This is a genomic window from Ollibium composti (genome assembly GCF_004801285.1).
GTDB lineage: Bacteria > Pseudomonadota > Alphaproteobacteria > Rhizobiales > Rhizobiaceae > Mesorhizobium > Mesorhizobium composti.
Genome location: NZ_SSNY01000014.1, coordinates 63,557 through 85,938 on the forward strand (window position 1 = coordinate 63,557; position 22,382 = coordinate 85,938).

Here is a 22,382-nt window from a genome sequence, read left to right on the forward strand (position 1 = left end):
ATGAACCGCCTGTTCCGACGGCCATCCGGCCTACTTCCAGAGGCTGTTGATCCACTCGATGTTGACGGCGTTCAGCCGGATAGCGGTATTGGCATCCGGGCTTTCGGCGATGTTCACGCCGGTGATGATGCGCTGCTTGGACTTGTTGTCGTAGGCATAGACCGAACTGCCCGAGGAACCCGGATAGGTATCGCAATCGTAGGCGAAATTCTCCGGTCCGATGTTCTCGGCCATCACGTCGCAGGTGGCGCGCCACATCGTGCCCATCGGCTTATCGCCCGGATAGCCGACAATGTTGGCGGTGAAGTCGCCGAGATCGTCGAAATTGGAATAGCCGAGCCAACCCAAGCTGTTGCCGACGTCCTGCTTCAGCGTGACGATGCCGAGATCCCAAGGCACGACCGAGCCGTAATAGCCCTGATAGTTGTCGATGAAGCCCTGCAGGATATAGGCGCTGTCATAGGTGAAGGAGCCGAACGGCGCGTCGTCGGCGGTGCTGCCGTTGAGCGCCGGCACGAACAGGAACTCGTCCAGCCAGTCCTTGTCCTCGTGGCTGTAAAGGCAGTGCGCGGCGGTGAGAACCGTGCGCGGACCGATCAGCGTCGCCGAGCAGCTGCCGTAGCTGCCCGTCTTGGGCGACTTGGCTTCCAGATAACCGATGGCGCTGAACGGATAGACCTTGGTGTTCTTGATCTGGACGCGATCGTCATCGCCGAACACCTGGCGGTTCGCCTCGTCGCCCTCGTTCAGTGCCGGATCTTCGGTCTTCTGCGGCCCGGATGCCGCATCGTCGCCGGATTGCCCCCCGTCGGCCGGTGCGTTCATCTCCTCGATCACGAGGTTGCGGATCGCCTCGCTCGGCGCTTCCCTGATGGCCTTGCCGTCGGACGACTTGCCAACGACGCCGTAGGACTTCACCGCCGTCTCCTCGTCGGTCAGCGGCGCGGCGCGGCTGGCTTCGTCCTCGCTCAGCTTCGGCGGCGCGATCGGTTTGGCCCGGCCCGGCTTGAAGTCGTCCGAGCCGACGTCACGCATGCTTTCGCTGTTGCCGGCATTGGCGCTGCCGGCCTGCTGCGCCGAGGCAGGCAACGCCCACATGGCCGTCGACACAAGCGCGGACGCAATGATGGTCTTTGTCAGTTTTGTCACGTTGAGACTCTCCCAAAAGTCAGCAAAGGCTGGATCAGAACAGAACAATGTTGTCGAGATCGTGGTGGCATTCGAAGATGCCGGCGCCCTCGCGATCCCCCTTATCGCGGCCGTATCTTCACCCCCGGCGCGCCTTCGCAGTCTGCCCAAAATATTCCCATTTTGGAAACGACAAATCGCTTCCACGTAGCCCGCGGGGGGCTATAGGGTCCGCAACGGGCAGGGCACGGACATCCATGGATTCCAGCGACGAGGCGCGCCGCAGCGAACGGCACGCCGCCTGCCTTGGGGAACAACCGTCTCAGGAGGACACAGGTGACTTTCATTAATCGGATGGGCATCAATCGAGTGGGCATCGACCGGGCTTCATCACTCGCCGCCGCGTCGCTGCTGGCGCTCGCAGCCACGGCAGCGGTCGGTGGCGCCGCATATGCCGACGCCGCCAAACCGGAAGCGGCGGTATCGCCGATGAAGCGCGTCGCCGAGGCGCGCGACAAGGCAAAGGCCGAAAATCCCGACGGCGCCGATCGCGTCTTCGGCGGCAAGGAGGCCGAGAAAGGGCAGTACCCGTTCCAGGTCGCGCTGCTGACCAGCGAGCGGCTGGATGAGAGCGCCGACTCGCAACCCAACGCCCAGTTCTGCGGCGGCAGCCTGATCGCCCCGCAATGGGTGCTGACGGCGGCGCACTGCCTGTCCGACAACGGCGAGGCGATCGATCCGGCTTCGGTGACCATCCTGATCGGCGCCACCCATCTCGCCGAAGGCAAACGGGCCAAGGTCAGCGAGGTCGTCGTCCACGAGGGCTATTCGACCGAGACGCTCGACAACGACCTCGGCCTGTTGCGGCTCGCTGAACCCGTCGACGCGCCGATCATCAGGATCAGCGCCACCGCCGCGCCCGATAGCGGCAAGACCACCGTGACCGGCTGGGGCATGATGGAGGACGGCACCTTCCCCAACGACCTGATGGTCGCCGACCTCGACCTGGAGCCGAACGCGGCCTGCAACAGCGGCATCAAGCAGATCTACGCCAGCGATCTCAGGATGGCGCTCGGCCAGCTTGCCGGCCGCATGCGCTATTCGGAAAAAGGCATCGAGGCGGGCGCCGAGGCCATCGCTTCCGACATGCGCGATCCGCTGACGGCCAACATGATCTGCGCCGGCACCACCAGCGGCCAGCGCGACGCCTGCAACGGCGACAGCGGCGGCCCGCTGTTCGTCGACGGCAAGGATGGGCCGGAGCAGATCGGCGTCGTCTCCTGGGGCGAAGGCCCGGCTGACGGCACCGCCGCCTGTGGCCACAAGAACGCATACGGCGTCTACACCCGCCTCGGCAACTACGTGTCCTGGGTCGAGGCCAGGATGCAGATGCCGGCCCCTGCGCCGGAAAAGGCGCCGGGCAACGGCATCGCGCAGAAGCCTAAGACGTAGGGCTTTTTTAGAACAGGTTTCGGGCGGCGGGAGAAATCCCGCCGCTTCCGTCTTGATTGCCTAGAGCATTTTGCAGCCAGACGGTATCGTTGGCGTCGCACAAATGCGGCCAAAACAAAGAGATAGATCGTTTCACCGTTTCCGTGAAACGATCTATTTCCGCGGCGGTCCCTTGCGTTCGGCCGAGGCGGCCCAAAGGTTGATGTCGGCCTCGCGCGCATAACGGTCGATCTCGACCAGTTCCGCCTCGCTGAAATCGAGATTTTTCAACGCGCCGATGCAGTCTTCGACCTGACTTGGCCGGCTGGCGCCGATCAGCGCCGAGGTGACGCGCCCGCCACGCAGCACCCAGGCCAACGCCATTTGCGCCAGGCTCTGGCCGCGCTTACCGGCGATATCGTTCAGCGCCTTGATATTGGCGACGGTCCGCTCGTTGATGAAGGCGGTTCTGAGCGACTTGCCCTGGCTGGCCCTGCTACCCTCGGGGATGCCGCCGAGATACTTGTCCGTCAGCATGCCTTGCGCCAGCGGCGAAAACACGATCGAGCCGACGCCGAGCCCCTCCAACGTGTCGAGCAGCCCGTCCTCCTCGACCCAGCGGTTGAGCATCGAATAGCTCGGCTGGTGGATCAGGCAGGGTGTGCCCAGCCGGTGCAGGATGTCAGCCGCCTCGCGCGTGCGCTGCGAATTGTAGGAGGAGATGCCGGCGTAGAGCGCCTTGCCGGAGCGCACCGCATGATCGAGTGCCCCCATCGTCTCCTCCAGCGGGGTGTCAGGATCGAAACGGTGGGAATAGAAGATGTCGACATAGTCGAGCCCCATGCGCTTCAGGCTCTGGTCGAGGCTGGCAAGCAGGTATTTGCGGCTGCCCCATTCGCCATAGGGGCCGGCCCACATCTCGTAGCCGGCCTTGGTCGAGATGATCAGCTCGTCGCGATAGCCGGCGAGATCGGTGCGCAGGATTTCGCCGAAGGCCCGCTCGGCCGAGCCGGGCGGCGGGCCGTAATTGTTGGCGAGGTCGAAATGGGTGATGCCGAGGTCAAACGCCTTGTGCACGATCGCCTGCTTGGTGCGATGCGGCGTGTCGTCACCAAAGTTATGCCAAAGCCCGAGCGAGATCGCCGGCAGTTTCAGGCCCGAGCGCCCGCAGCGATTGTAGAGCATGGAAGAATAGCGGTTCTCGGCAGGGGTATAGGGCATGAGATACTTCCAGTTGAAAAATTACGGGTGCGTCCTTCGAGGTTCGCTCCGCTCACACCTCAGGATGAGGGAGGTCGTGAGCAAACGCTGACCACGGAGGTCGCACCAAACGGTCCTCATCCTGAGGTGCGAGCGGAGCGAGCCTCGAAGGACGCACCTGCAATTCAACCTGTTCGAGATAAAACGGCAAGGCTACTTCTTCGCCAAGAGCCCCTTTGCTTCCTTCACCCCAAGCGCCGCCGGCCGTTCGCAAGTGGTCTGCATGGCGACAAACTTACCCGTTTCGCCGGACTTGAGGATGCCCGTCATAACGTCCACCGCGTGCAGCGCCAGTTCCATCGAGCAGCGATGCGGCCGGCCTTCCATGATCGCCAGCGCCATGTCGGCAAGGCCGGCGGTGCGGTAATTGGCCATCATGCCGTGCGGATGCTTCTCGTTGGCAACGGCGAAGGGATGGTCCCATTTCGGCAGCGCCTTCACCGCCGATTCGCCCTTGGTGTAGCTGACCGTACCGCCGAAGAAATTCGGGTCCGGCACGAAGACGGTGCCGGCCTCGCCGTAGAGTTCCATCGGCGCGTGGCCATGGCGCCAGACATCCCAGCTCGTATTCAGCGTCACCACAGCGCCGCTCTCGAACTGGAGAATCGCATGGATGGTTGTCGGCGTGTTGACGGGGATTCTCTCGCCTCGACGCGGTTTCGACAGGATCGTGCGCTCCTTCGCCGGCGTGGTGGCGACGGCGGCAACCTGGCGTATCGGGCCGATCAGCTGGATCAGGTCGGTGACGTAGTAGGGACCGATATCGAGCATCGGCCCTGCCCCCGGCTGGAAGAAGAAATCCGGGTTGGGATGCCAGTGCTCCATGCCGTGGCTCATCACGTAGCAGGTGCCGCTGGTGATTTTTCCGACCTTGCCGGTGTCGATCAGGTTTCGCACCAGCTGATGTGCGCCGCCCAGGAAAGTGTCCGGCGCCGAGCCGATGCGCAGGCCGTTTTTCCCGGCCCGCTTCTTCAGGTCGAGCCCTTCCTTGACCGAAAGGACGAAGGGCTTTTCCGAATAGACGTGCTTGCCGGCGTCGAGCACACGCTTCGACACCTCGTAGTGCACCGCCGGAATGGTGAGGTTGACGACGATGTCGATGTCCTTCGCCGAGAGCAGATCGTCCACCGTCTCGGCGCGCAGTTTGAACTCCTTCGCCCGCGCCTTCGCCGCCTCCATATTGATATCCGCGCAAGCCCGCATCTCGATGCCGCGAAACAGCGACGCCAGACGGAAATAGGCGGCCGAGATGTTGCCGCAGCCGATGACGCCGATCCCGAGTCTTTTCGCCATGGTCCCCTCCGCTCACCAGGCCTTGGCCGATGCGATCGAGCGGCGCGCGAAACGGCCGATGTCGTTCGGGTTATCCTGCTCCATGACGTAATATTCGGCAGCGGTCTTCGAACGCAGCGCCTTGAACAGGCCGGGCCAGTCGAGCGTGCCGTGGCCAACGTCCGACCAGCCGTCCTCGTCCAGCCCCTCGCCTGCCCTGGCGATGTCCTTCACGTGCACGGCGGCAATCCGCTTGCCGTGCCTCTCGATCCACGGCAGGGGATCGGTTCCGTTGCGCACCACCCAGGCGACATCCATCTCCCAACCGATGCCGGGTGCGGCCGACAGGATATGGTCCATCGGCACGGAGCCGCCGGGCAGCGCCTGGAACTCGAAATCGTGGTTGTGCCAGGCGAAGCCATAGCCGGCCGCCTTCGCCTTCTCGCCGGCCTTCGCCAGCCGCTCGGCGAAACCGCGCCAACCGGCGGCATCGGTCGGCCGTGCTTCGGCGACGAGATAGGGGCAGATCAACAGCTTCATGCCGAGCACCTCGGCGAGCCGGCGCACGCCGTCGAAATCATTATCCAGCGCCTCGATGGAAAAATGCCCGGTCGGCATGGTGAGGCCGTTCCTGTCCAGTTCGGCGCGCAAGGCCTTCGGATCGTCGTAGACGCCGCCGAAGCCCTCGACCTGGGTATAGCCCGCCTCGCCGAGCATTTTCAGCACGGCGTCCCACGGCTGGAAGTTGCGGGCGCTGTAGAGTTGGAATGACCAGTTCATCGTTTCTGTCCGTTTGCTGGGAGGAAAATTCTCAAATCCGCTTGCCGGCCTCGCCGTCGAACAGGGAGGCCCGCATCGGATCGAAGCCGATCGTCACCGTCTCGCCGGCGGCGGGAGCCCGCTCGGCGCCGACGCGCACACTGAATTTTTGACCGGCGACGAGCAGCCAGACCAGTGTGTCTGAGCCCATCGGCTCGACCACCTCGACCGTTGCCGTCATCGAGAACGGCCAGTCCTCGCCGCTGTTCAGCGCGACATGCTCCGGCCGGATGCCGAATGCCGCCGATCCAGCCACGGGGTTCCGCTCGAAACCGTAGGTCGACAGCGGAATCGAGATACCGTCGGCGGCGAAATGCCAGCCGCCTTTCCCGTCTTCCAGCCGCCCTTCGAGAAAGTTCATGCCCGGCGAACCGAGGAAACCGGCGACGAAACGATTGACCGGCCGGTTGTAGATGACCGGCGGCGCGTCGAACTGCTGGATGACGCCGCCGCGCATGACGGCGATACGGTCGGCCAGCGTCATCGCCTCGATCTGGTCGTGGGTGACGTAGATCATCGTGTTCTTCAGCTTCCGGTGCAGGAGCTTGATCTCCACGCGCAGTTCCGAGCGCAACTTGGCGTCGAGGTTCGATAGCGGCTCGTCGAACAGGAAGACGTCGACGTCGCGCACCAGCGCCCGGCCGATGGCGACACGTTGGCGCTGGCCGCCGGAAAGCGCCGCCGGCTTGCGTTGCAGCAGCGGTTCGATCTGCAGGATTTCGGCCGCGCGGGCGATGCGCCGGGCGATCTCGTCCTTCGGCGTGCCGGCGACGCGCAAGCCGAAGGACAGGTTCTTCTCCACCGTCATCTGCGGATAGAGCGCGTAGGACTGGAACACCATGCCGATGCCGCGCTCGGCCGGCTCCTGCCAGGTGACGTTCTTGCCCTTGATGAAGATACGGCCGTCGGAAATATCGAGCAGGCCGGCGATGCAGTTGAGCAGCGTGGACTTGCCGCAGCCGGATGGACCGAGCAGCACCACGAACTCGCCGTCGGCAATGTCGAGGTTGAGCGATTTCAGCACTGAGACGGCGCCGAAATCGAGCGACAGGCCCTGCACGGACACGCTGGCGCTGGAGGGGACGGTCAGGTTCATGCGCTCACCCCTTCACCGCGCCGGCGGCGATGCCGCGCACGAACAGTTTTCCCGAAACGAAGTAGACCAGGAGCGGCACCAGGCCGGTCAGCAGCGTCGCCGCCATGTTGACGTTGTATTCCTTCACCCCCTGCACGGAGTTGACGATGTTGTTGAGCTGCACCGTCATCGGATAGAGGTCGGGCTTGGTGTAGACGACGCCGAACAGGAAGTCGTTCCAGATGCCGGTGATCTGGATGATGACGGCGACGACGAAGATCGGCAGTGACATCGGCAGCATGATGCGCAGATAAATGCCCCAGAAGCCGGCACCATCGACGCGCGCGGCCTTGAACAGTTCCTCCGGCAGCGAAGCGAAATAGTTCCGGAACAGAAGCGTCAGGATCGGCATGCCGAAGATCGAGTGCACCAGCACCAGCCCCGTCAGCGTGCCGTAGAGGCCTATCTCGCGAAGGATGATGACGATTGGATAGAGCATCACCTGGTAGGGAATGAAGGCGCCGACGATGAGGATGGTGAAGAACACCTCCGCCCCCTTGAAACGCCAGTTGGCGAGCGCATAGCCGTTCACCGAGGCGATCGCGATCGACAGGATCACCGACGGCACGGTGATGCGCACAGAATTCCAGAAGCCACGCGAGAGACCGTCGCAGTTGAGACCCGTGCACGCCTCGGCCCACGCCTTCACCCACGGCTGGAAGGTGATCTCGACCGGCGGCGCGAAGATGTGGCCGAGCCGGATTTCCGGCATGCCCTTCAAGGAGGTTACGACCATCACGTAGAGCGGCAACAGATAATAGACTGCGACGACGAACAGCGTGCCGTAGAGGATGATGTTGCGGCGCGACAGCGTTCGGCGCGGCTTCCGACCACGCGGCCCGTCGGCAGCGGAAGTGGTATCGGCTGTCGCAACGCTCATCGCCGCCCTCGCCGTCCGAATTCCAGATAGGCCCACGGCACGATGACGATGACCACCGAAAGCAGCATCATCGTCGAGGCAGCAAAGCCCTGGCCGAGATTCTGGCCGAGGAACATGTAGTCGTAGACATACTTTGCCGGCACTTCCGACGCATGGCCGGGCCCACCACCGGTCTGCGCCACCACCAGGTCGTAGACCTTGACGATGGCCGAAGCGATGATGACCAGCGTGGTGACGAAAACGGGCCGCAGCATCGGGATGACGATGAACAGATACGTCTTCCATACCGGGATGCCGTCCACCCGCGCCGCCTTCCAGATGTCCTCGTCGATGCTGCGCAACCCGGCCAGCATCAGGCACATGATCAGCCCCGTGCCCTGCCAGAGCGCCGCGATCAGGATGCCGTAGATGACCAATTCGCGGTCGTAGAGCGGGTTGAAGGTGAAGCTCTCCCAGCCCAGCGAGCGCACCACGTGCTGCACGCCGAAATCGGGATTGAGCAGCCATTGCCAGACCAGCCCGGTGACGATGAAGGACAGCGCGAACGGATAGAGGAAGATGGTGCGGAACGTATCCTCGAAGCGGATCTTGCGGTCGAGCATCGCCGCCAGAAGGAAGCCGATGACGAAGGAAAAGACCAGCGACAGCGCGCCGTAGATGAACAGATTCTCGATCGAAACCAGCCAGCGCGGCGTCGACCAAAGCCGCTCATACTGGTCAAGGCCGACGAACTTCCAGCGCGGCAGAAGCTTGGAGTTGGTGAAGGAATAGAGGACCGTCCAGGCCGTGCCGCCGACGAAAACCACGAGCGCGGTCAGCACCATCGGGATCGAGGCGATCTTCGCGTTGAGATTGCGAAAGAGAGGGTTAGGGCGTTCGCTCTGGCTGCGCATCGCTGTCTTCGCTGCGTAACAGGGATGGCCCGGTCCCGCTGGGCGGAACCGGGCGGGTTTCCTGGCGCCGTCCTAGTCGGCCGAGCCGATGATGTCGGCGAAGCGCTTCTGCGCGTCCTCAACGCTCATGTCCTGCTTGGCGAAGAATTCCGCCATCAGGTCGTTGAACTGCGTGTTGGTGTCGGGGCTGATCAACTCGTCCGTGCTCTTGATGACGTTGCCGGCCTTCAGCACCTCGAGGCCCTTCTTCATGCAGTCGTTGGCGGTGGTGAGGTCCACATCGCCGCGCACCGGCATCGACCCCTTCTTGAGGTTGAAGGCCACCTGCGTCTTCGGAGACAGCATGACCGAGGCCAGCTCTTCCTGCGCCTTCGACTTTGCTTCGTCGGCCAGCTTGGGGAAATAGAAACTGTCGCCGCCGGTGGTGATGGTGGCGTTCGGCATGCCGAGCCCGACGAGGCAGCTATAATCCTTGCCGGCCACCTGCCCCGCCACCTGGAATTCGCCCTGTGCCCAATCGCCCATCGACTGGCCGCCGGCCTTGCCGGTGATGACCAGGTTGGTGGCCTGGTTCCAGTCCTGGACATTGGAGTTCTTGGCCATCTTGCGGGCGTCGTCGGCGGCCTTGAAGACCTTCGCCATCTCCGCCCCGCCGGCGGCTTCGGCATCCTTGTCCTGATAGACCTTCAGGTAGAGGTCCTTGCCGCCGATCGCGAGAAGGAGGTTGTTGAACAGGCCACCTTCCTGCCAGCCCTGCTTGCCGAGGGCGAGCGGCGTGATGCCGGCCTTCTCAAGTGCGGGTGCTGCGGCCACGAACTCGTTCCAGTTGGTCGGAACCTTCACGCCGGCATCGGCGAAGGCCTTGTTGGATAGCCATAGCCACTGCCAGGCATGGATGTTGACCGGCACGCAATAGACATGGCCGTCGAGCATGCAGCCTTCGAGCAACGAAGGTGGGTTGATGACGCCCTTCCAGTTCTCCTTCGCCGCGACGGCGTCGAGGTTGCGCATCAGTCCGGCCTCGACCAGTTCCTCCGCCTGGCGGCCATGGTTGAACTGCGTCGCCCCCATCGGATCGCCACCGGTGATGCGGCTGACCATGATCGGCCGCGCCGTGTCGCCAGAGCCTGCGATGGCGCCATCCACCCAGTGGTTGCCGGTGGCGTCGAAGGCCTTGGCGAGTTCGGCGACGGCAGCCGCCTCACCACCGGAGGTCCACCAGTGGGTCACCTCCAGGTCCGTCGCGCCCGCGCTGCCGGCGAAGGCAAGGGCGGCGGCGCTCGCCGCCAGCATGGCGGTGACGCTTCTGTATCGCATTTCGCTTTCCTCCCAGAAATCTGAAACGTTACAGATTTTCGATACGGCAAAAAGCCACCCGGTGCAACCCTCCCGTCGAAATGGTCGGAAATCGCTTTTCCAAACTGCCAGCAAAGCATTGTTTTCTTTCACCTCTAGAGAAATCTGAAGCGAAATGATTGCATACCTGTAACGTTTCAGAATAAACATGCCTATTCATCGCCGCGACAATTGCGGAGCGGCGGTGCGGCTGCTATGCGCCTTGCAGGGCGGAAGCGATGGATCGGGACGACCACACCAGCGAAACGGACGAGACGGAGACGGCCGGCCGGCCGACGCTGAAGACGCTCGCCTTCATGACCGGGCTCGGCGTCACAACCGTTTCGCGCGCGCTGAAGGACGCGCCGGAGATCGGCGCCGAGACTAGGAAACGCGTGCAACTCGTCGCCCGGCAGATCGGCTACCGGCCGAACCGCGCCGGCGTGCGGCTGCGCACCGGCAAGACCAACGTCATCTCGCTGGTGCTCGATACAGAGGAGCAGATCGGCGGCTTCGTCTCCGACATGATCTACGGCATCTCGGAGACGCTGGCGCCGACGCCCTATCACCTCATCGTCACGCCCTATTCGCGCAACAACGATCCGCTGGAGCCGGTGCGCTACGTGGTCGAAACGGCATCCGCCGACGGCATCATCATTTCGCGCACCGAGCCCGACGACAAGCGCGTGCGCTACATGACCGAGCGCGGCTTTCCCTTCGCCACGCACGGCCGCACCGCCATGGGCATCGAGCACCCCTATCACGACTTCGACAATACGGCTTTCGCCGCCCAGGCGGTGGAAAGATTGGCGGCGCTCGGCCGCACGCGGCTTGCGCTTCTGGCGCCCCCCGCCAACCTCAGCTACTTCCACCACATGCGCGACGGCTTCGCCGAGGCGCTGGCCGAGCACGGCCTGACGGAGGTGCCGCTGACCGGCGTCACCGTCGACCATTCGATCGAGGCGATCCGCGCCCGCACGGCCGAGCTGATGCGCCGCAAGGTGCGGCCGGACGGCATCGTCAGCGGCGCGGGTGCGGCCACCTTCGCGCTGGTCGCCGGCATCGAGGACGCCGGCTTTCGCCTCGGCGCCGACATCGACATCGTTTCCAAGCAGGCTTCGCGCCTGCTGCACCTGCTGCGCCCGCAGATTCACGTCGTCAACGAAAACGTGCGGCTGGCCGGCTCCGAACTGGCGCGCGCCGTCATGGCCCGCATCGATGGCAAGCCGGTCGCCGCGCTGCAAAGCCTGAGCCGGCCAAATGCGGTTGAGGCCTTCGGAGAGGACGGATAAGTCCTCCGGATCGATGGGCCAGCTAGGTCAACGAGGATGGCACGCCCCGGCAGCCCTGCTATAGAGGTGGCTGGAATCCGGAGTGCTGCCTTGTCGTCGTCCCGCGACCGTCTCGAAGAAATCCTTAACCGCCTGCAAGCCCGAGCAGGCGACGAGCGCGTCTTCACGAGACTTTATATCGAAGCCGCCCGCGCGGCGGCCGACGCCGCCGACGCGCGCCGCAAGACCGGTATCTCGTTGGGACCGCTGGACGGCGTGATCGTCTCGATCAAGGACCTGTTTGACGTCGCCGGCGAACCGACGCTGGCCGGTTCCGTGCTGCGACGCACTGCACCGCCGGCGGAAGCCGACGCGGCAATCGTCATGCGGTTGCGAAGGGCCGGCGCCGTCATCATCGGTAAGACGGCGATGACGGAATTCGCCTTCACCGCTATCGGCGACAATCCGCACACCGGCACACCCGGCAACGCGGCCGACGCCAGCCTCATTCCCGGCGGATCGTCGTCCGGCGCCGGCGTTTCGGCCGCCGAAGGCACCAGCGAAATCGCCATCGGTTCCGATACCGGCGGTTCGGTGCGCATTCCGGCGGCCTTGAACGGTGTCGTCGGTTTCAAGCCAACGGCGCGGCGCGTGCCGCTTTCCGGCGCCTTCCCACTATCGCCGACGCTGGATTCGATCGGTCCGCTGGCTCACAGCGTAGCCGATTGCGCAGCCGCGGACGCCGTCATGGCCAGCGAGGAATGGACGCCCCTGCCGGCGCTGTCCCTCTCCGGCTTGCGCATCGGCATCCCGCGCGGAACGCTTTTCGACGGTACCGAGGACGAAATCGCTGCCGCCTTTGAAGATGTAATGAGTAAGCTTGAACTTACAGGATCGCACATCGCCGATTTCGACATCGAAGACCTGCTGGCCGAGATGAAGGCAATGCGCAAGCATGGCTCGCTCGCGGCGCTGGAAGGTGCGGAAATCCATGCCGACTGGCTGTCGGCGGGCGCTAGCGTACCGGTCGATCCGCATATGGCGGAACCGCTGGAGCGAGCCGCCGCCGTGCCGACGCCTTTCTACATCCGCGCCCTGCGCCGGCGCGCCGAACTGGCGGCCGCCATGGACGAGCGCCTTGCCGGCCTCGACGCGCTCATGCTGCCGACCGTGCCGCTTTTCGCAGCGCCGATCGCCGCCATGGCGGCCGACGAGCGGCTGCGCGACCATACCGAGGGCCTTTTGCTGAGAAACACGCAGGTCGCCAACCAGTTCGACCTCTGCGCCGTCACGCTACCAATGCCCGGAACTCGCTTGCCGGCAGGGTTGATGCTGGTGGCGCGGAACGGTCACGACCGGCGGCTGCTGGCAATCGCCGCCGCGGTAGAGCGGCTGCTTGGCGCCTAGCGCGCCTTGCAGCGTGCCGTCTCGCCCGCCGTCGCCTTTCGCTCGATTGCGGTGGCAACGAGATAAGGCAGCTCGTACGCCTTACCCGTATAGGTCACAGTCCGCCGCTCGATGACTCCGCGCAGCACCAACTTTCCGGCATAGAGCAGATCGGCCGCCCGGTCCTTTTCAGGCAGGCGCTTCGTATCGATCGACACCCCCTTGATGATTGCACCGGTCTTGAGATCGAGCGCGTTGTTCGACCGGCACGGCGCTTTCACGCAGCGCAACCCGTTGTCGCAGTAGACGTAGAGGCCGGGAACCGCATAGGCCGAACCGGCGGCAAGGAAAAGAGGCACGGCGGCCAGGAGCTTGAAAGTCACCATGACGCAACCCTGGCTTGCGATTGCGGCGAAAACCGGCCGTCAGTCGGCGGCCGGGAACCGCTGCTGATAGCGCTCGACGACTTCGGGGTTGCGCAGGTTGACCGGAAGCTCGCCGGCGAGCACGCGCAGCGCCTCGCCCGCCGCCCCCGTTCCCATGCGCATCATCGATTCCTCCGTGATACCGGCCATGTGCGGGGTGACAATGACGTTATCGAGAGAGAAATAGGGATGGTCCGGCGGCAGCGGCTGGGTCGAAAAGACGTCCAGCGCCGCACCGCCGAGGCGGCCCTCGCCTAGCGCCGCAATCAGCGCCGCATCGTCCACCACCGGGCCGCGCGATACGTTGATCAGCAGCGCGCCGCGCTTCATGCGTGCGATGCGCGCAGCATTCATCAGGCCGCGCGTTTCCGGCGTCAGTGGGCAGCAGAGCACCAAGACATCGCTCTCGGCGACCAATTCGTCGATCGGCACGAAGCGCGCACCCTCCGGTGCGGCACGCGCGCTGCGCGTCGTCGCCAGCACGCTGAGGCCGAAACCGTGCGCGGCGATGCGGCCGACCTCCTGCCCCACCGCGCCGAGGCCGACAATCCCGATGGTACGACCCGCCAGTTCGTGGTTGAGGTCCGCATGCGCGCGGCCGGCCAGCCAGCCGTCCCGGCGCAGGTCGCGGTCCATCATGCGGAAGCGCCGCAGAAGCGCCAGTGCTGTGAAGATGACATGCTCGGCGACGGAGCGCGCATTGACGGCCGGCACGTTCGCCACCAGCACGCCGGCGGCGGTCGCCGCCTCCATCGGGATCATGTCGAGCCCGGCGCCGTGGCGGATCGCCGCCTTGAGCCGCCCGGCACCGGCAAACAGGGCTTCCGGCAGCGGCGCCCGCACGATGACGATGTCGGCGTCGGCCGCTTCGCGGGCCAATGTGGCGCCGTCGAGCGCCGAGGCAATCGCCAGCTCGCCCGCGCCGGCGAGCATCTCTGACGCGCGCGGATGCAGCGGGTGGGTTGAATAGATTTTCGGCATCGGAGGCTATGCCCGTTCCAGCGCCGGTTCGCCGGGCACACCGGCGCCGCCGATCAGCCCCTTCCAGTAGCTTTCGGCGCCTTGCAGATGCGCGCTCATCAGCGCCTGCGCCAGGTTGCCGTCGCGCCTCAGCAGCGCCTCGTAGATCTGGATATGTTCGGCATGCGATTTGCGGCCGCGCTCCGGATCGTTGAAATAGACCGGCAGGCGCTTCTCGCCCATGACGTAGTAGACCGAACAGACGCGATAAAAGACGCTGTTCTTGGTCGCGCGCACGATCTCAAGATGGAAGTCACGGTCCTGTTTCGCCAGTCCGCGGCCGGCGTCCAGCTGCTCCTCGGATTCCTTGAGGATTTCGCGCAGCCGCTCGAAATTCTCCTCCGTCGCGCGCACACAGGCGAGTTCGGCCGCCTTGATCTCGTGGATCTTCCTCAGCTCCACCGTTTCGTAGATCTGCACCGGATCGAGCGGCAGGCCGGCGCGCGCGAACAGCGCCATCGCTTCGACGCTGGCCTGCTTTGTGTCGATATATATGCCTGATTTGGCGCGGCGCTCGACGATGCGCATCGCTTCCAGGATGGCCAGCGCCTCGCGAATCTGGCCGCGGCTCACCGAAAAGTGCTCGGCCAGTTCCCGTTCGGAGGGCGTGCGGCCGCTCTCGCTGTCGCAATGGGCGAAAAGGTAGGCCGCCAGTTCGGCGAGAAGGTTTTTCTCTTTCATCTCAACAGCGTTGCGCGTGCGCCTCCAGAAAACGCTCGGAGACGGTGAAGCCAAGCCCCGGCGATTCCGGGATCGCTATCATACCGTCCTTCGCTTCGACAGTCTCTTCGACAAGATCGTGGATCATCGGATTGGCGCCCAGCGAATACTCCACGATAAAGGAGGCGGGCGAGGCCGCGCAGACATGCAGGCCGGCGAAGAAGCACGGCGCCCCTGCCCACAGATGCGGTGCAAAGCGCAGGTTGAAGGCGCTGGCCAGCGTGCCGATGCGCATGGCCTCCGTGATGCCGCCGCAGAAGCCCGGATCCGGCTGGAAGATATCGGCGGCCTTCATCACGGCAAGGTCGCGGAAGGCGTAGCGCGTCGCCTCGCTCTCGCCGGTCGCGATTGGCACCGGACTGCCGGCGCGCAATTCGGCCAGCCCCGGCTTGTCATCGGCGATCACCGGTTCCTCGAACCAGGCGAGGTCCTGGTCGGCGACGAGATGGATGAACCGCTTGGCTTCCGCCACCGTATAGGTGCCGTGGGCGTCGACCATCAGGTCGACAGCGGGGCCGAGCGCCTGCCGCGCCGCCTTGACGCGCCCTGCCGAGATATGCGCAGCGCCGTCCATGGCCCCGACACGCATTTTCACAGCCTTGAAGCCGCCCTTGTCGATGTAGGAGCGGAGCTGCTCGCCCACCCCTGCTGCGTCGGCCCAGCCGCCGGAGGCGTAAGCCGGCAGCCGGTCGGCCTTGCGCCCGCCGAGAAGCCGCCAGACCGGCTGGCCGAGCGACTTGCCCAGAATATCCCACAGGGCGATGTCGACGGCGCTGATGGCGGCAACGCTCAGGCCCCGCCGCGCCAGTTGCGGCATGGCATGGCCTTGCGCCGCTGCCATCTGGTGGCGCGAGCCGTTGTAGAGCATCTCCCAGATGATCGCGATGTCGGCCGGATCGCGGCCGACAAGCTGCGGCCCGACCTCGTGGTTGAGCATGTGGACGAGCGCGCCGTAGCTGCCGGCGCTGCCGGCCGCGTTCTTGCCCTCGCCCCAGCCGACCAGCCCGTCGTCGGTCTCGATGCGCAGGATGGCGGCGTCGAAGGTCGTCACCTGGCCGAAGTCGCTGCGGTGCTGCCGCGCGGCCTCGATCGGGATGCGGACCCACCAGGCTTGGACCGTCTTGATGCGCATGATCGTCGTCTCGAACCTCTGGCGGGATGGAGCCTGGGAATGGCCGGACGGCGGGCCCTGTCAGGCCGGCATCGTCTTGCCGATCAGCGGCAGGATCGTCTCCGCCGTGATGCGCATCTGGTCGGTGTAGAATTTCTCCGTCAGCAGGCTGGAGCCATGATCCTGGATGAACTTCAGCTGTTCGGGCGAGATGTCGACCGGGTTGCGCTCGACCATTTCCGGATAACGGTTGGCCGGCGTGCGATCGACCGGAGCGACGAACTCGTTGGTCAGTGCGCCTTCGTAGCCGATCTCCTTCAGCGTGCCGACAATCTTCTTCCAGTCGATGGTGCCGATGCCGGCGGCGAAGCGGTTGTTGTCGGCAACGTGGAAGTCGAACAGCCGCTTGCCGGCCTTGCGGATGGCCTCGGTAACGTCGAACTCCTCCATGTGGATGTGGTAGGCGTCGAGGCAGATGCCGCATTCTGGCGAGACAGCATCGGCCAGCGCCATCGCCTGCTCGCCGCGGTTGAACAGATAGGTCTCGAACCGGTTGAGCGGTTCGACGGCGATCCTGACGCCGACCTTCTTGGCGTGGGTGAAGCATTCGCGCGTAGCGTCGACCACCCACTTCCACTCCTCCTCCTCGGTGCCGTCCGGCACCACTTTGCCGACGGTCGCGGGCACCAGCGTGATGATCTCACCGTCGAGTTCGCTGATCATGGTCAGCACGTCCTTGACGTATTGGACCGAACGTTCGCGCTGGCCCTGATCCCGGGCCGCGAGGTTACGCTCGCCCAGCATCAGCGTCACCGCGCCCCAGCAGCGGATGCCGTATTCCTTCAGAAGCGCACGCGTTTCCCTGGTCTTGTACTGCTCGGGCTCGCCGGAAATCTCGATCGATTCGTAGCCGAACTTCTTGATGCGCTTGAGCGTGACTTCGAGCGGCTCTGCCCGCATCCAGTTGTGCGTCGAAAGATGCATGATCGGTTCCTTCCCGGATTTGCCTGTAACTGTCCGTTCAGTCGGCCATGCACGAACGCACGGCCGGCTCCCCCACCGGTCTCAGTTTTTCAAACTGGTTAGACCAATTGAGCTTTCGATGACCTCTACAGCAATTTCTCCGGCACGGCAAGGAGTGAGCGCCGATTGTGCATTTCGAGATACAAAATATTGATTTTCAACATATAATATCGATTTATATCACTCCAAAAAGACGACGAAACCACAGCGCCGCCTTGACCTCATCGACATATTTGGTCATACCAGAATAAAGGGTGGAGAAAACGCCCCGACCGTTTCGAAGCGAGTAGCCGGACTTCGCGAAAACGTTATGCTGCGCCGGCACAGGGGAGGACACGATGCCGACGACGATGAAGGGGCCTGCCATTTTCCTGGCGCAGTTCGCGGGCGACGCAGCGCCCTTCAACTCGCTGCCGTCGATCGCCAAATGGGCGGCGGGCCTGGGCTACAAGGGCATCCAGATCCCGACCTGGGACGGACGCCTGATCGACCTGGAGAAGGCGGCGTCCTCCAAGGCCTACTGCGACGAGATCAAGGGCATCTGCAAGGACGCGGGCGTCGAGATCACCGAACTGTCGACGCATCTTCAGGGGCAGCTGATCGCCGTCCACCCAGCCTATGATGCGCAGATGGACGGCTTCGCCCCGGCCAAGGTGCACAACAATCCGAAGGCCCGGCAGAAATGGGCGGTCGAGCAGCTCAAGGCCGGCGCCAAGGCATCACGCAATCTCGAGTTGGACGTCACCGTCTCCTTCAGCGGCTCGCTGGCCTTTCCCTATCTCTATCCCTTCCCGCAGCGTCCGGCCGGCCTGATCGAAGAGGCCTTCAAGGAACTCGCCAAGCGCTGGAAACCGATCCTCGATGTCTACGAGGACTACGGCGTCGACATCGGCTACGAAATCCACCCCAGCGAGGACGTGTTCGACGGCGCCACCTTCGAGATGTTCCTCGATGCGCTCGGCGGCCACAAGCGCTGCGCCATCAACTACGATCCGTCGCACTTCCTGCTGCAGCAGATGGATTATCTGGCCTTCATCGACATCTACCACGAGCGGATAAAAGCCTTCCACGTCAAGGACGCCGAGTTCAACCCGGACGGCCGCCAGGGCGTCTATTCCGGCTACCAGAGCTGGCTGAACCGCGCCGGCCGCTTCCGTTCGCTGGGCGACGGACAGGTCGATTTCGGCGGCATCTTCTCCAAGCTCGCACAGTACAATTACGATTCCTGGGCCGTTCTGGAATGGGAATGCTGCCTCAAGCATCCCGAAGACGGCGCGGCCGAGGGCGCGCCCTTCATCCAGCATCACATCATCCGCGTGACGGAAAAGGCTTTCGACGACTTCGCCGCCGGCAGGGAAGACAAGAAGCTGCTCAAGGCGATGATGGGCATCTAGACTAGGGCAGTAGGGCGGCAAGGCGGTAGGGCACTAGGACCGCCGATCGCCTGTTTTTCCCTTTCACTGCCCTATTGCCATACTGCCTTATTGCCTGTGGCCGCGGATGGCGGCGAGATGTGGAGGAGAAAAACATGGTCGGCGCATCGAAGGCGGAAGCGGGAGGCGGCCCGATCCGTCTCGGCATGGTGGGCGGCGGACAGGGCGCCTTCATCGGCGCGGTGCACCGCATCGCCGCGCGTATGGACGGCGAGTTCGAACTGGTGGCCGGCGCCCTGTCGTCGGATGCCGAGCGCGCCATGGCATCCGCCGCCGAACTCGGCCTCGATCCGGCACGCAGCTACGGCTCCTTCGCCGAAATGGCCAAGGCAGAGGCAAAAAGGCCGGACGGCATCGAGGCGGTGGCCATCGTCACGCCCAACAACGTCCATTTCCCGGCGGCGAAAGCCTTCCTCGAAGCCGGCATCCACGTCATTTGCGACAAGCCGCTGACGTCCAATCTGGCCGACGCGAAGAAGCTGGCGGCACTGGTCGCCAGGACCGGCAAGGTCTTCGTGCTCACCCACAACTACACCGGCTATCCGATGGTGCGGCAGGCGCGCGAGATGGTCGCCAAGGGCCAGTTGGGCGACATCCGCGTCGTGCAGGCCGAGTACCCGCAGGACTGGCTGACCGAAGCCGTCGAGGCCACCGGGCAGAAGCAGGCGTCCTGGCGGGTCGATCCCAAGCAGTCCGGCGTCGGCGGCGCGCTGGGCGACATCGGTACCCACGCCTATAACCTCGCCCGTTTCGTCTCAGGGCTGGAACTGGATCAGCTTGCGGCCGACATCGACGCCTTCGTGCCCGGCCGCGTGCTGGACGACAACGCCAACGTCATGCTGCGCTTCAAGGCGAAGGGAAAGGCGCCGGGCGCCAAGGGCATGATCTGGGCGAGCCAGGTGGCGCCGGGCAACGAAAACGGCCTGAAGCTGCGCATCTACGGCACCAAGGGCGGGCTGGAGTGGACGCAGGCCGACCCGAACTACCTCTGGTACACGCCCTTCGGTCAGCCCAAACAGTTGCTCACCCGCGCCGGCGCCGGCGCCATGCCGGTTGCGGGCCGCGTCAGCCGCGTGCCGTCCGGCCATCCGGAAGGCTATCTGGAAGGCTTCGCCAACATCTACCAGGAAGCCGCCCGCGCCATCCGGGCGGCACGCCGCAAGGGCGGCAAGCCCGGCAAGGACGTAGTCTACCCGACCGTTGAGGACGGCGTCGAGGGCGTCGCCTTCGTCGAGGCCTGCGTGAAGTCGTCGAAGAAGAACGGCGCCTGGACGAAGCTGTAGGTCCATCGAAGAGAAGAACAGGATCAGGGGGCGCCAATGAAAATCGGCATGTGCATGTTCCTGTGGACCACCAATGTCACGAAGAAGCACGAGCCGCTTCTAAAGGACATCAAGGCGGCTGGTTTCGACGGCGTCGAGATCCCGATCTTCGAGGGCACGCCGGACGACTATGCGCGGCTGGGCGAAATGCTCGACCGCATCGGACTCCAGCGCACCGCAGTCTCGGCCATGGGCGATCCGGCGATGAATCTGATCTCTTCCGATCCCGCCACGCGCAAGGCCGGCATCGCCTTCATGAAGAACGCCATCGATTGCGCGGCGGCACTCGGGGCGCATACGCTCTCCGGCCCGCTGCATTCGACGCTGGGCCTGTTTTCCGGCGCCGGCCCGACGGCGGCGGAATTCAAGCGCTCGCTCTCCTCCCAGCGTGCCATTGGCGACCACGCCGGCAAGAAGGGCGTCACCATCGGGCTGGAGGCGCTGAACCGCTTCGAATGCTACCTGTTCAACACCATGGACGCGCTTTGCGCGCATATCGACGAGGTCGACCGGCCGCATATCCGCGCCATGTACGACACCTTCCACGCCAATATCGAGGAAGCCGACCCGATCGGCGCCTATACGCGCAACAGGAAGAACATCGTCCACGTCCATATTTCCGAGAACGACCGCGGCGTCCCCGGCCGCGGCAATATCCCATGGAAGGAAACCTTCGCGGCGATCCGCAAGAGCGGCTACGACGACTGGCTGACCATCGAGGCCTTCGGCCGAGGCCTGAAGGATCTTGCCGCCGCCACGAAGGTCTGGCGCGATTTCTCCGAAGGACCGGAAGCCGTCTACCGCGACGGCTGCAAGCACATCAGGAACGGCTGGAAGAAGGCTGCCTGAACCGGCCGGCTGGCCGTCCCACTCTCAGAGCGTCGCGCCGAGATGCCACGGCACGAATTCGTTGTCGCCGTAGCCGAACAATTCGCTCTTGGTCTTGCGGCCCGAGGCCGTCTCGACGATCAGCTCGAAGATTTCGCGGCCCATCTCGGCGATGCTCCTGTCGCCCGAGGCGATGACGCCGCAATTGACGTCCATGTCCTCTTCCATGGCGTTGTAGAGCGCCGTGTTGGTCGCGACCTTGATCGACGGCGTCGGCCGGCAGCCGAAGCAGGAGCCCCGTCCGGTGGTGAAGACGATGACGTTTGCGCCGCCCGCCACCTGGCCGGTGGCCGAGACGGGGTCGTAGCCGGGTGTGTCCATGAACACCAGTCCATGGCCGGTGACCTTCTCGGCATAGTTGAAGACGCCGTTGAGCGGCGTCTGCCCGCCCTTGGCGACCGCCCCCAGCGACTTTTCCAGAATGGTCGTCAGCCCGCCGCGCTTGTTGCCGGGCGAAGGATTGTTGTCGATGGAAGCGCCGTGCCTGGCCGTGTGGTCCTCCCACCACTTGATCAACCCGTCGAGCTTGCCGGCGATCTCCGGTGTCGCCGCACGGGCACCGAGCAGGTGCTCGGCACCGTAGATTTCGGTGGTCTCCGACAGGATGCCGACGCCGCCGACGTCGGCCAAAATATCCACGGCGACGCCCAGCGCCGGATTGGCTGTGATGCCCGACATGCCGTCGGAGCCGCCGCATTGCAGGCCGACGACGATCTCCGAAACCGGGATCGGCTCACGCTTCAGGCCGCCCACCTCCTCGGCGATCTCGGCCAGCACGCCCATAGCCTTCTCCACCGATTTGCGCGATCCGCCGGCCTCCTGGATGTTGAAGTGCCGCTTGCCGGCAGCCACGCCCTTCTGGCCGTAGAGCGTCAGCTGATTGACCTCACAGCCGAGGCCGACCATCAGCACGCCGCCGAAATTGGGATGGCGGGCATAGCCGGCCAGCGTTCGGTGCAGCACCATCATGCCGTCGCCGGTCGCGCTCATGCCGCAGCCCTGACCATGGACGATGGGCACGAACTCGTCGATGCCGGGATGGTTCGGCAGGAGCCGGCGGTTGGCCTCGTCGGCGATGGCGTGGCAGACGGTGGCCGAACAGTTCACGCTGGCGATGATACCGATGAAGTTGCGCGTGCCGGCGCGCCCGTCGGCGCGGCGATAGCCCATGAAGGTACGGGCCTTGTCGGTCTCGGTGGCATGCGCGGCCTCGCCGGGCGGCACCACCGGAAGGCGGCCGGATTCGAAGGCCAGGTTGTGCGAATGCACATGCTCGCCGGCCGCGATGTCGCGGGTCGCGCGGCCGATCGCCTGCGCATACTTGACGACGGCCTCACCCGTCGCGATAGGCTTGATCGCCACCTTGTGACCAGGCTCGATCGGCTGGCTCGCCGCAGCGCCACCCGGCAGGACGGCGCCCGCCTCCACCTTGCCGTTGGCGACGGCGACATTGTCCGCGGGAGACAAAAGAATGGTGCTGGCGGCTGGCAAGGCATTGATCCTGAAGGGTTCGGGATGATGATCCTGAATGCGGCCGGTTGACTGCAGCCGCTTCACGATTATTGTCTTTTATCTGGAAAAAACAATTTTGCGTCAACTCATTTCTTGGGTCATTCGATCGATGGCAGGG

At 64.5% G+C, this 22,382-nt stretch carries 20 protein-coding genes; 6 read left to right on the forward strand and 14 right to left on the reverse strand.

The annotated features are described in order from the left end of the window. Positions 1 to 30: 30 nt before the first annotated feature. A complete protein-coding gene (locus tag E6C48_RS20060) occupies positions 31 to 1,149 on the reverse strand; it encodes a trypsin-like serine peptidase (protein WP_136359962.1) in 1,119 nt (372 codons plus the stop codon). Between the two features lie 315 nt (positions 1,150 to 1,464). Between E6C48_RS20060 and E6C48_RS20065 the strand changes: the two genes are divergently transcribed. Further along, positions 1,465 to 2,580, forward strand: coding sequence for a S1 family serine peptidase (locus tag E6C48_RS20065; protein WP_230978882.1), 1,116 nt, complete (start codon positions 1,465 to 1,467; stop codon positions 2,578 to 2,580). Positions 2,581 to 2,733: 153 nt separating this feature from the next. On the opposite strand, the gene mgrA is transcribed toward E6C48_RS20065, so the two are convergent. The 7 genes from mgrA to E6C48_RS20100 form a co-directional block, all read right to left on the reverse strand. After that, entirely contained in the window at positions 2,734 to 3,780 is a 1,047-nt protein-coding gene (gene mgrA, locus E6C48_RS20070) for an L-glyceraldehyde 3-phosphate reductase (protein WP_136359963.1), read from the reverse strand. A 192-nt stretch (positions 3,781 to 3,972) separates the two neighbouring features. Further along, complete coding sequence (locus tag E6C48_RS20075; RefSeq protein WP_136359964.1) at positions 3,973 to 5,112, reverse strand: Gfo/Idh/MocA family protein; 1,140 nt, start codon at positions 5,110 to 5,112, stop codon at positions 3,973 to 3,975. Positions 5,113 to 5,124: 12 nt separating this feature from the next. Beyond that, on the reverse strand, positions 5,125 to 5,871 hold the full coding sequence (locus tag E6C48_RS20080; protein ID WP_136359965.1) for a sugar phosphate isomerase/epimerase family protein: 747 nt from the start codon (positions 5,869 to 5,871) through the stop codon (positions 5,125 to 5,127). A gap of 31 nt (positions 5,872 to 5,902) precedes the next feature. Then, positions 5,903 to 7,006 carry an ABC transporter ATP-binding protein gene (locus tag E6C48_RS20085; protein WP_136359966.1) on the reverse strand — a complete coding sequence of 368 codons (1,104 nt, stop codon included), beginning with the start codon at positions 7,004 to 7,006 and terminating at the stop codon, positions 5,903 to 5,905. Positions 7,007 to 7,010: 4 nt separating this feature from the next. Next, entirely contained in the window at positions 7,011 to 7,925 is a 915-nt protein-coding gene (locus tag E6C48_RS20090) for a carbohydrate ABC transporter permease (protein ID WP_136359967.1), read from the reverse strand. Further along, entirely contained in the window at positions 7,922 to 8,818 is an 897-nt protein-coding gene (locus E6C48_RS20095) for a carbohydrate ABC transporter permease (protein WP_136359968.1), read from the reverse strand. Before E6C48_RS20095 ends, E6C48_RS20090 begins: the two co-directional genes overlap by 4 nt. 72 nt (positions 8,819 to 8,890) lie before the next feature. Continuing rightward, a complete protein-coding gene (locus E6C48_RS20100) occupies positions 8,891 to 10,135 on the reverse strand; it encodes an ABC transporter substrate-binding protein (protein ID WP_136359969.1) in 1,245 nt (414 codons plus the stop codon). Between the two features lie 257 nt (positions 10,136 to 10,392). Between E6C48_RS20100 and E6C48_RS20105 the strand changes: the two genes are divergently transcribed. Then, the gene (locus tag E6C48_RS20105) at positions 10,393 to 11,445 is read left to right on the forward strand and encodes a LacI family transcriptional regulator (RefSeq protein ID WP_136359970.1); all 1,053 of its coding nucleotides are present in this window, start codon (positions 10,393 to 10,395) and stop codon (positions 11,443 to 11,445) included. 90 nt (positions 11,446 to 11,535) lie between these two features. After that, entirely contained in the window at positions 11,536 to 12,831 is a 1,296-nt protein-coding gene (locus tag E6C48_RS20110) for an amidase (RefSeq protein WP_136359971.1), read from the forward strand. Here E6C48_RS20110 and E6C48_RS20115 read toward each other — a convergent pair. Genes E6C48_RS20115 through E6C48_RS20135 form a run of 5 tightly spaced genes read right to left on the reverse strand, consistent with a single transcriptional unit; the run spans position 12,828 to position 17,070 of the window. Continuing rightward, positions 12,828 to 13,196, reverse strand: coding sequence for a hypothetical protein (locus E6C48_RS20115; RefSeq protein ID WP_136359972.1), 369 nt, complete (start codon positions 13,194 to 13,196; stop codon positions 12,828 to 12,830). The genes E6C48_RS20110 and E6C48_RS20115 overlap by 4 nt on opposite strands. A gap of 39 nt (positions 13,197 to 13,235) precedes the next feature. Beyond that, positions 13,236 to 14,216 carry a hydroxyacid dehydrogenase gene (locus tag E6C48_RS20120; protein ID WP_136359973.1) on the reverse strand — a complete coding sequence of 327 codons (981 nt, stop codon included), beginning with the start codon at positions 14,214 to 14,216 and terminating at the stop codon, positions 13,236 to 13,238. A 6-nt stretch (positions 14,217 to 14,222) separates the two neighbouring features. Further along, entirely contained in the window at positions 14,223 to 14,936 is a 714-nt protein-coding gene (locus tag E6C48_RS20125; protein ID WP_136359974.1) for a FadR/GntR family transcriptional regulator, read from the reverse strand. A gap of 1 nt (position 14,937) precedes the next feature. Then, positions 14,938 to 16,107, reverse strand: coding sequence for a mandelate racemase/muconate lactonizing enzyme family protein (locus E6C48_RS20130; protein WP_136359975.1), 1,170 nt, complete (start codon positions 16,105 to 16,107; stop codon positions 14,938 to 14,940). 60 nt (positions 16,108 to 16,167) lie between these two features. Beyond that, complete coding sequence (locus E6C48_RS20135; RefSeq protein ID WP_136359976.1) at positions 16,168 to 17,070, reverse strand: sugar phosphate isomerase/epimerase family protein; 903 nt, start codon at positions 17,068 to 17,070, stop codon at positions 16,168 to 16,170. Between the two features lie 377 nt (positions 17,071 to 17,447). Here E6C48_RS20135 and E6C48_RS20140 point away from each other — a divergent pair, with 377 nt between their 5' ends. The 3 genes from E6C48_RS20140 to E6C48_RS20150 all read left to right on the forward strand — a co-directional run bounded on the left by E6C48_RS20140 (position 17,448) and on the right by E6C48_RS20150 (position 20,713). Then, positions 17,448 to 18,503: a sugar phosphate isomerase/epimerase family protein gene (locus tag E6C48_RS20140; RefSeq protein ID WP_136359977.1), complete on the forward strand. Its 1,056-nt coding sequence runs from the start codon at positions 17,448 to 17,450 to the stop codon at positions 18,501 to 18,503. A 134-nt stretch (positions 18,504 to 18,637) separates the two neighbouring features. Beyond that, on the forward strand, positions 18,638 to 19,825 hold the full coding sequence (locus E6C48_RS20145) for a Gfo/Idh/MocA family protein (RefSeq protein ID WP_136359978.1): 1,188 nt from the start codon (positions 18,638 to 18,640) through the stop codon (positions 19,823 to 19,825). A 36-nt stretch (positions 19,826 to 19,861) separates the two neighbouring features. Further along, positions 19,862 to 20,713, forward strand: coding sequence for a sugar phosphate isomerase/epimerase family protein (locus E6C48_RS20150; protein ID WP_136359979.1), 852 nt, complete (start codon positions 19,862 to 19,864; stop codon positions 20,711 to 20,713). A gap of 24 nt (positions 20,714 to 20,737) precedes the next feature. Here the strand turns inward: E6C48_RS20150 and E6C48_RS20155 are convergent, their stop codons facing one another. Further along, positions 20,738 to 22,243 (reverse strand): UxaA family hydrolase, encoded by a 1,506-nt coding sequence (locus E6C48_RS20155; protein WP_136359980.1) that lies wholly within the window; start codon positions 22,241 to 22,243, stop codon positions 20,738 to 20,740. Positions 22,244 to 22,382: the final 139 nt, after the last annotated feature.

What these genes read in the sequence shown, in the direction of transcription:
- mgrA (WP_136359963.1), bottom strand. Translation starts at nt 3,780, where the DNA reads ATGCCCTATACCCCTGCCGAGAACCGCTATTCTTCCATGCTCTACAAT.
- E6C48_RS20075 (WP_136359964.1), bottom strand. Translation starts at nt 5,112, where the DNA reads ATGGCGAAAAGACTCGGGATCGGCGTCATCGGCTGCGGCAACATCTCG.
- E6C48_RS20080 (WP_136359965.1), bottom strand. Translation starts at nt 5,871, where the DNA reads ATGAACTGGTCATTCCAACTCTACAGCGCCCGCAACTTCCAGCCGTGG.
- E6C48_RS20085 (WP_136359966.1), bottom strand. Translation starts at nt 7,006, where the DNA reads ATGAACCTGACCGTCCCCTCCAGCGCCAGCGTGTCCGTGCAGGGCCTG.
- E6C48_RS20090 (WP_136359967.1), bottom strand. Translation starts at nt 7,925, where the DNA reads ATGAGCGTTGCGACAGCCGATACCACTTCCGCTGCCGACGGGCCGCGT.
- E6C48_RS20095 (WP_136359968.1), bottom strand. Translation starts at nt 8,818, where the DNA reads ATGCGCAGCCAGAGCGAACGCCCTAACCCTCTCTTTCGCAATCTCAAC.
- E6C48_RS20100 (WP_136359969.1), bottom strand. Translation starts at nt 10,135, where the DNA reads ATGCGATACAGAAGCGTCACCGCCATGCTGGCGGCGAGCGCCGCCGCC.
- E6C48_RS20105 (WP_136359970.1), top strand. Translation starts at nt 10,393, where the DNA reads ATGGATCGGGACGACCACACCAGCGAAACGGACGAGACGGAGACGGCC.
- E6C48_RS20115 (WP_136359972.1), bottom strand. Translation starts at nt 13,196, where the DNA reads ATGGTGACTTTCAAGCTCCTGGCCGCCGTGCCTCTTTTCCTTGCCGCC.
- E6C48_RS20120 (WP_136359973.1), bottom strand. Translation starts at nt 14,216, where the DNA reads ATGCCGAAAATCTATTCAACCCACCCGCTGCATCCGCGCGCGTCAGAG.
- E6C48_RS20125 (WP_136359974.1), bottom strand. Translation starts at nt 14,936, where the DNA reads ATGAAAGAGAAAAACCTTCTCGCCGAACTGGCGGCCTACCTTTTCGCC.
- E6C48_RS20130 (WP_136359975.1), bottom strand. Translation starts at nt 16,107, where the DNA reads ATGCGCATCAAGACGGTCCAAGCCTGGTGGGTCCGCATCCCGATCGAG.
- E6C48_RS20135 (WP_136359976.1), bottom strand. Translation starts at nt 17,070, where the DNA reads ATGCATCTTTCGACGCACAACTGGATGCGGGCAGAGCCGCTCGAAGTC.
- E6C48_RS20140 (WP_136359977.1), top strand. Translation starts at nt 17,448, where the DNA reads ATGCCGACGACGATGAAGGGGCCTGCCATTTTCCTGGCGCAGTTCGCG.
- E6C48_RS20145 (WP_136359978.1), top strand. Translation starts at nt 18,638, where the DNA reads ATGGTCGGCGCATCGAAGGCGGAAGCGGGAGGCGGCCCGATCCGTCTC.
- E6C48_RS20150 (WP_136359979.1), top strand. Translation starts at nt 19,862, where the DNA reads ATGAAAATCGGCATGTGCATGTTCCTGTGGACCACCAATGTCACGAAG.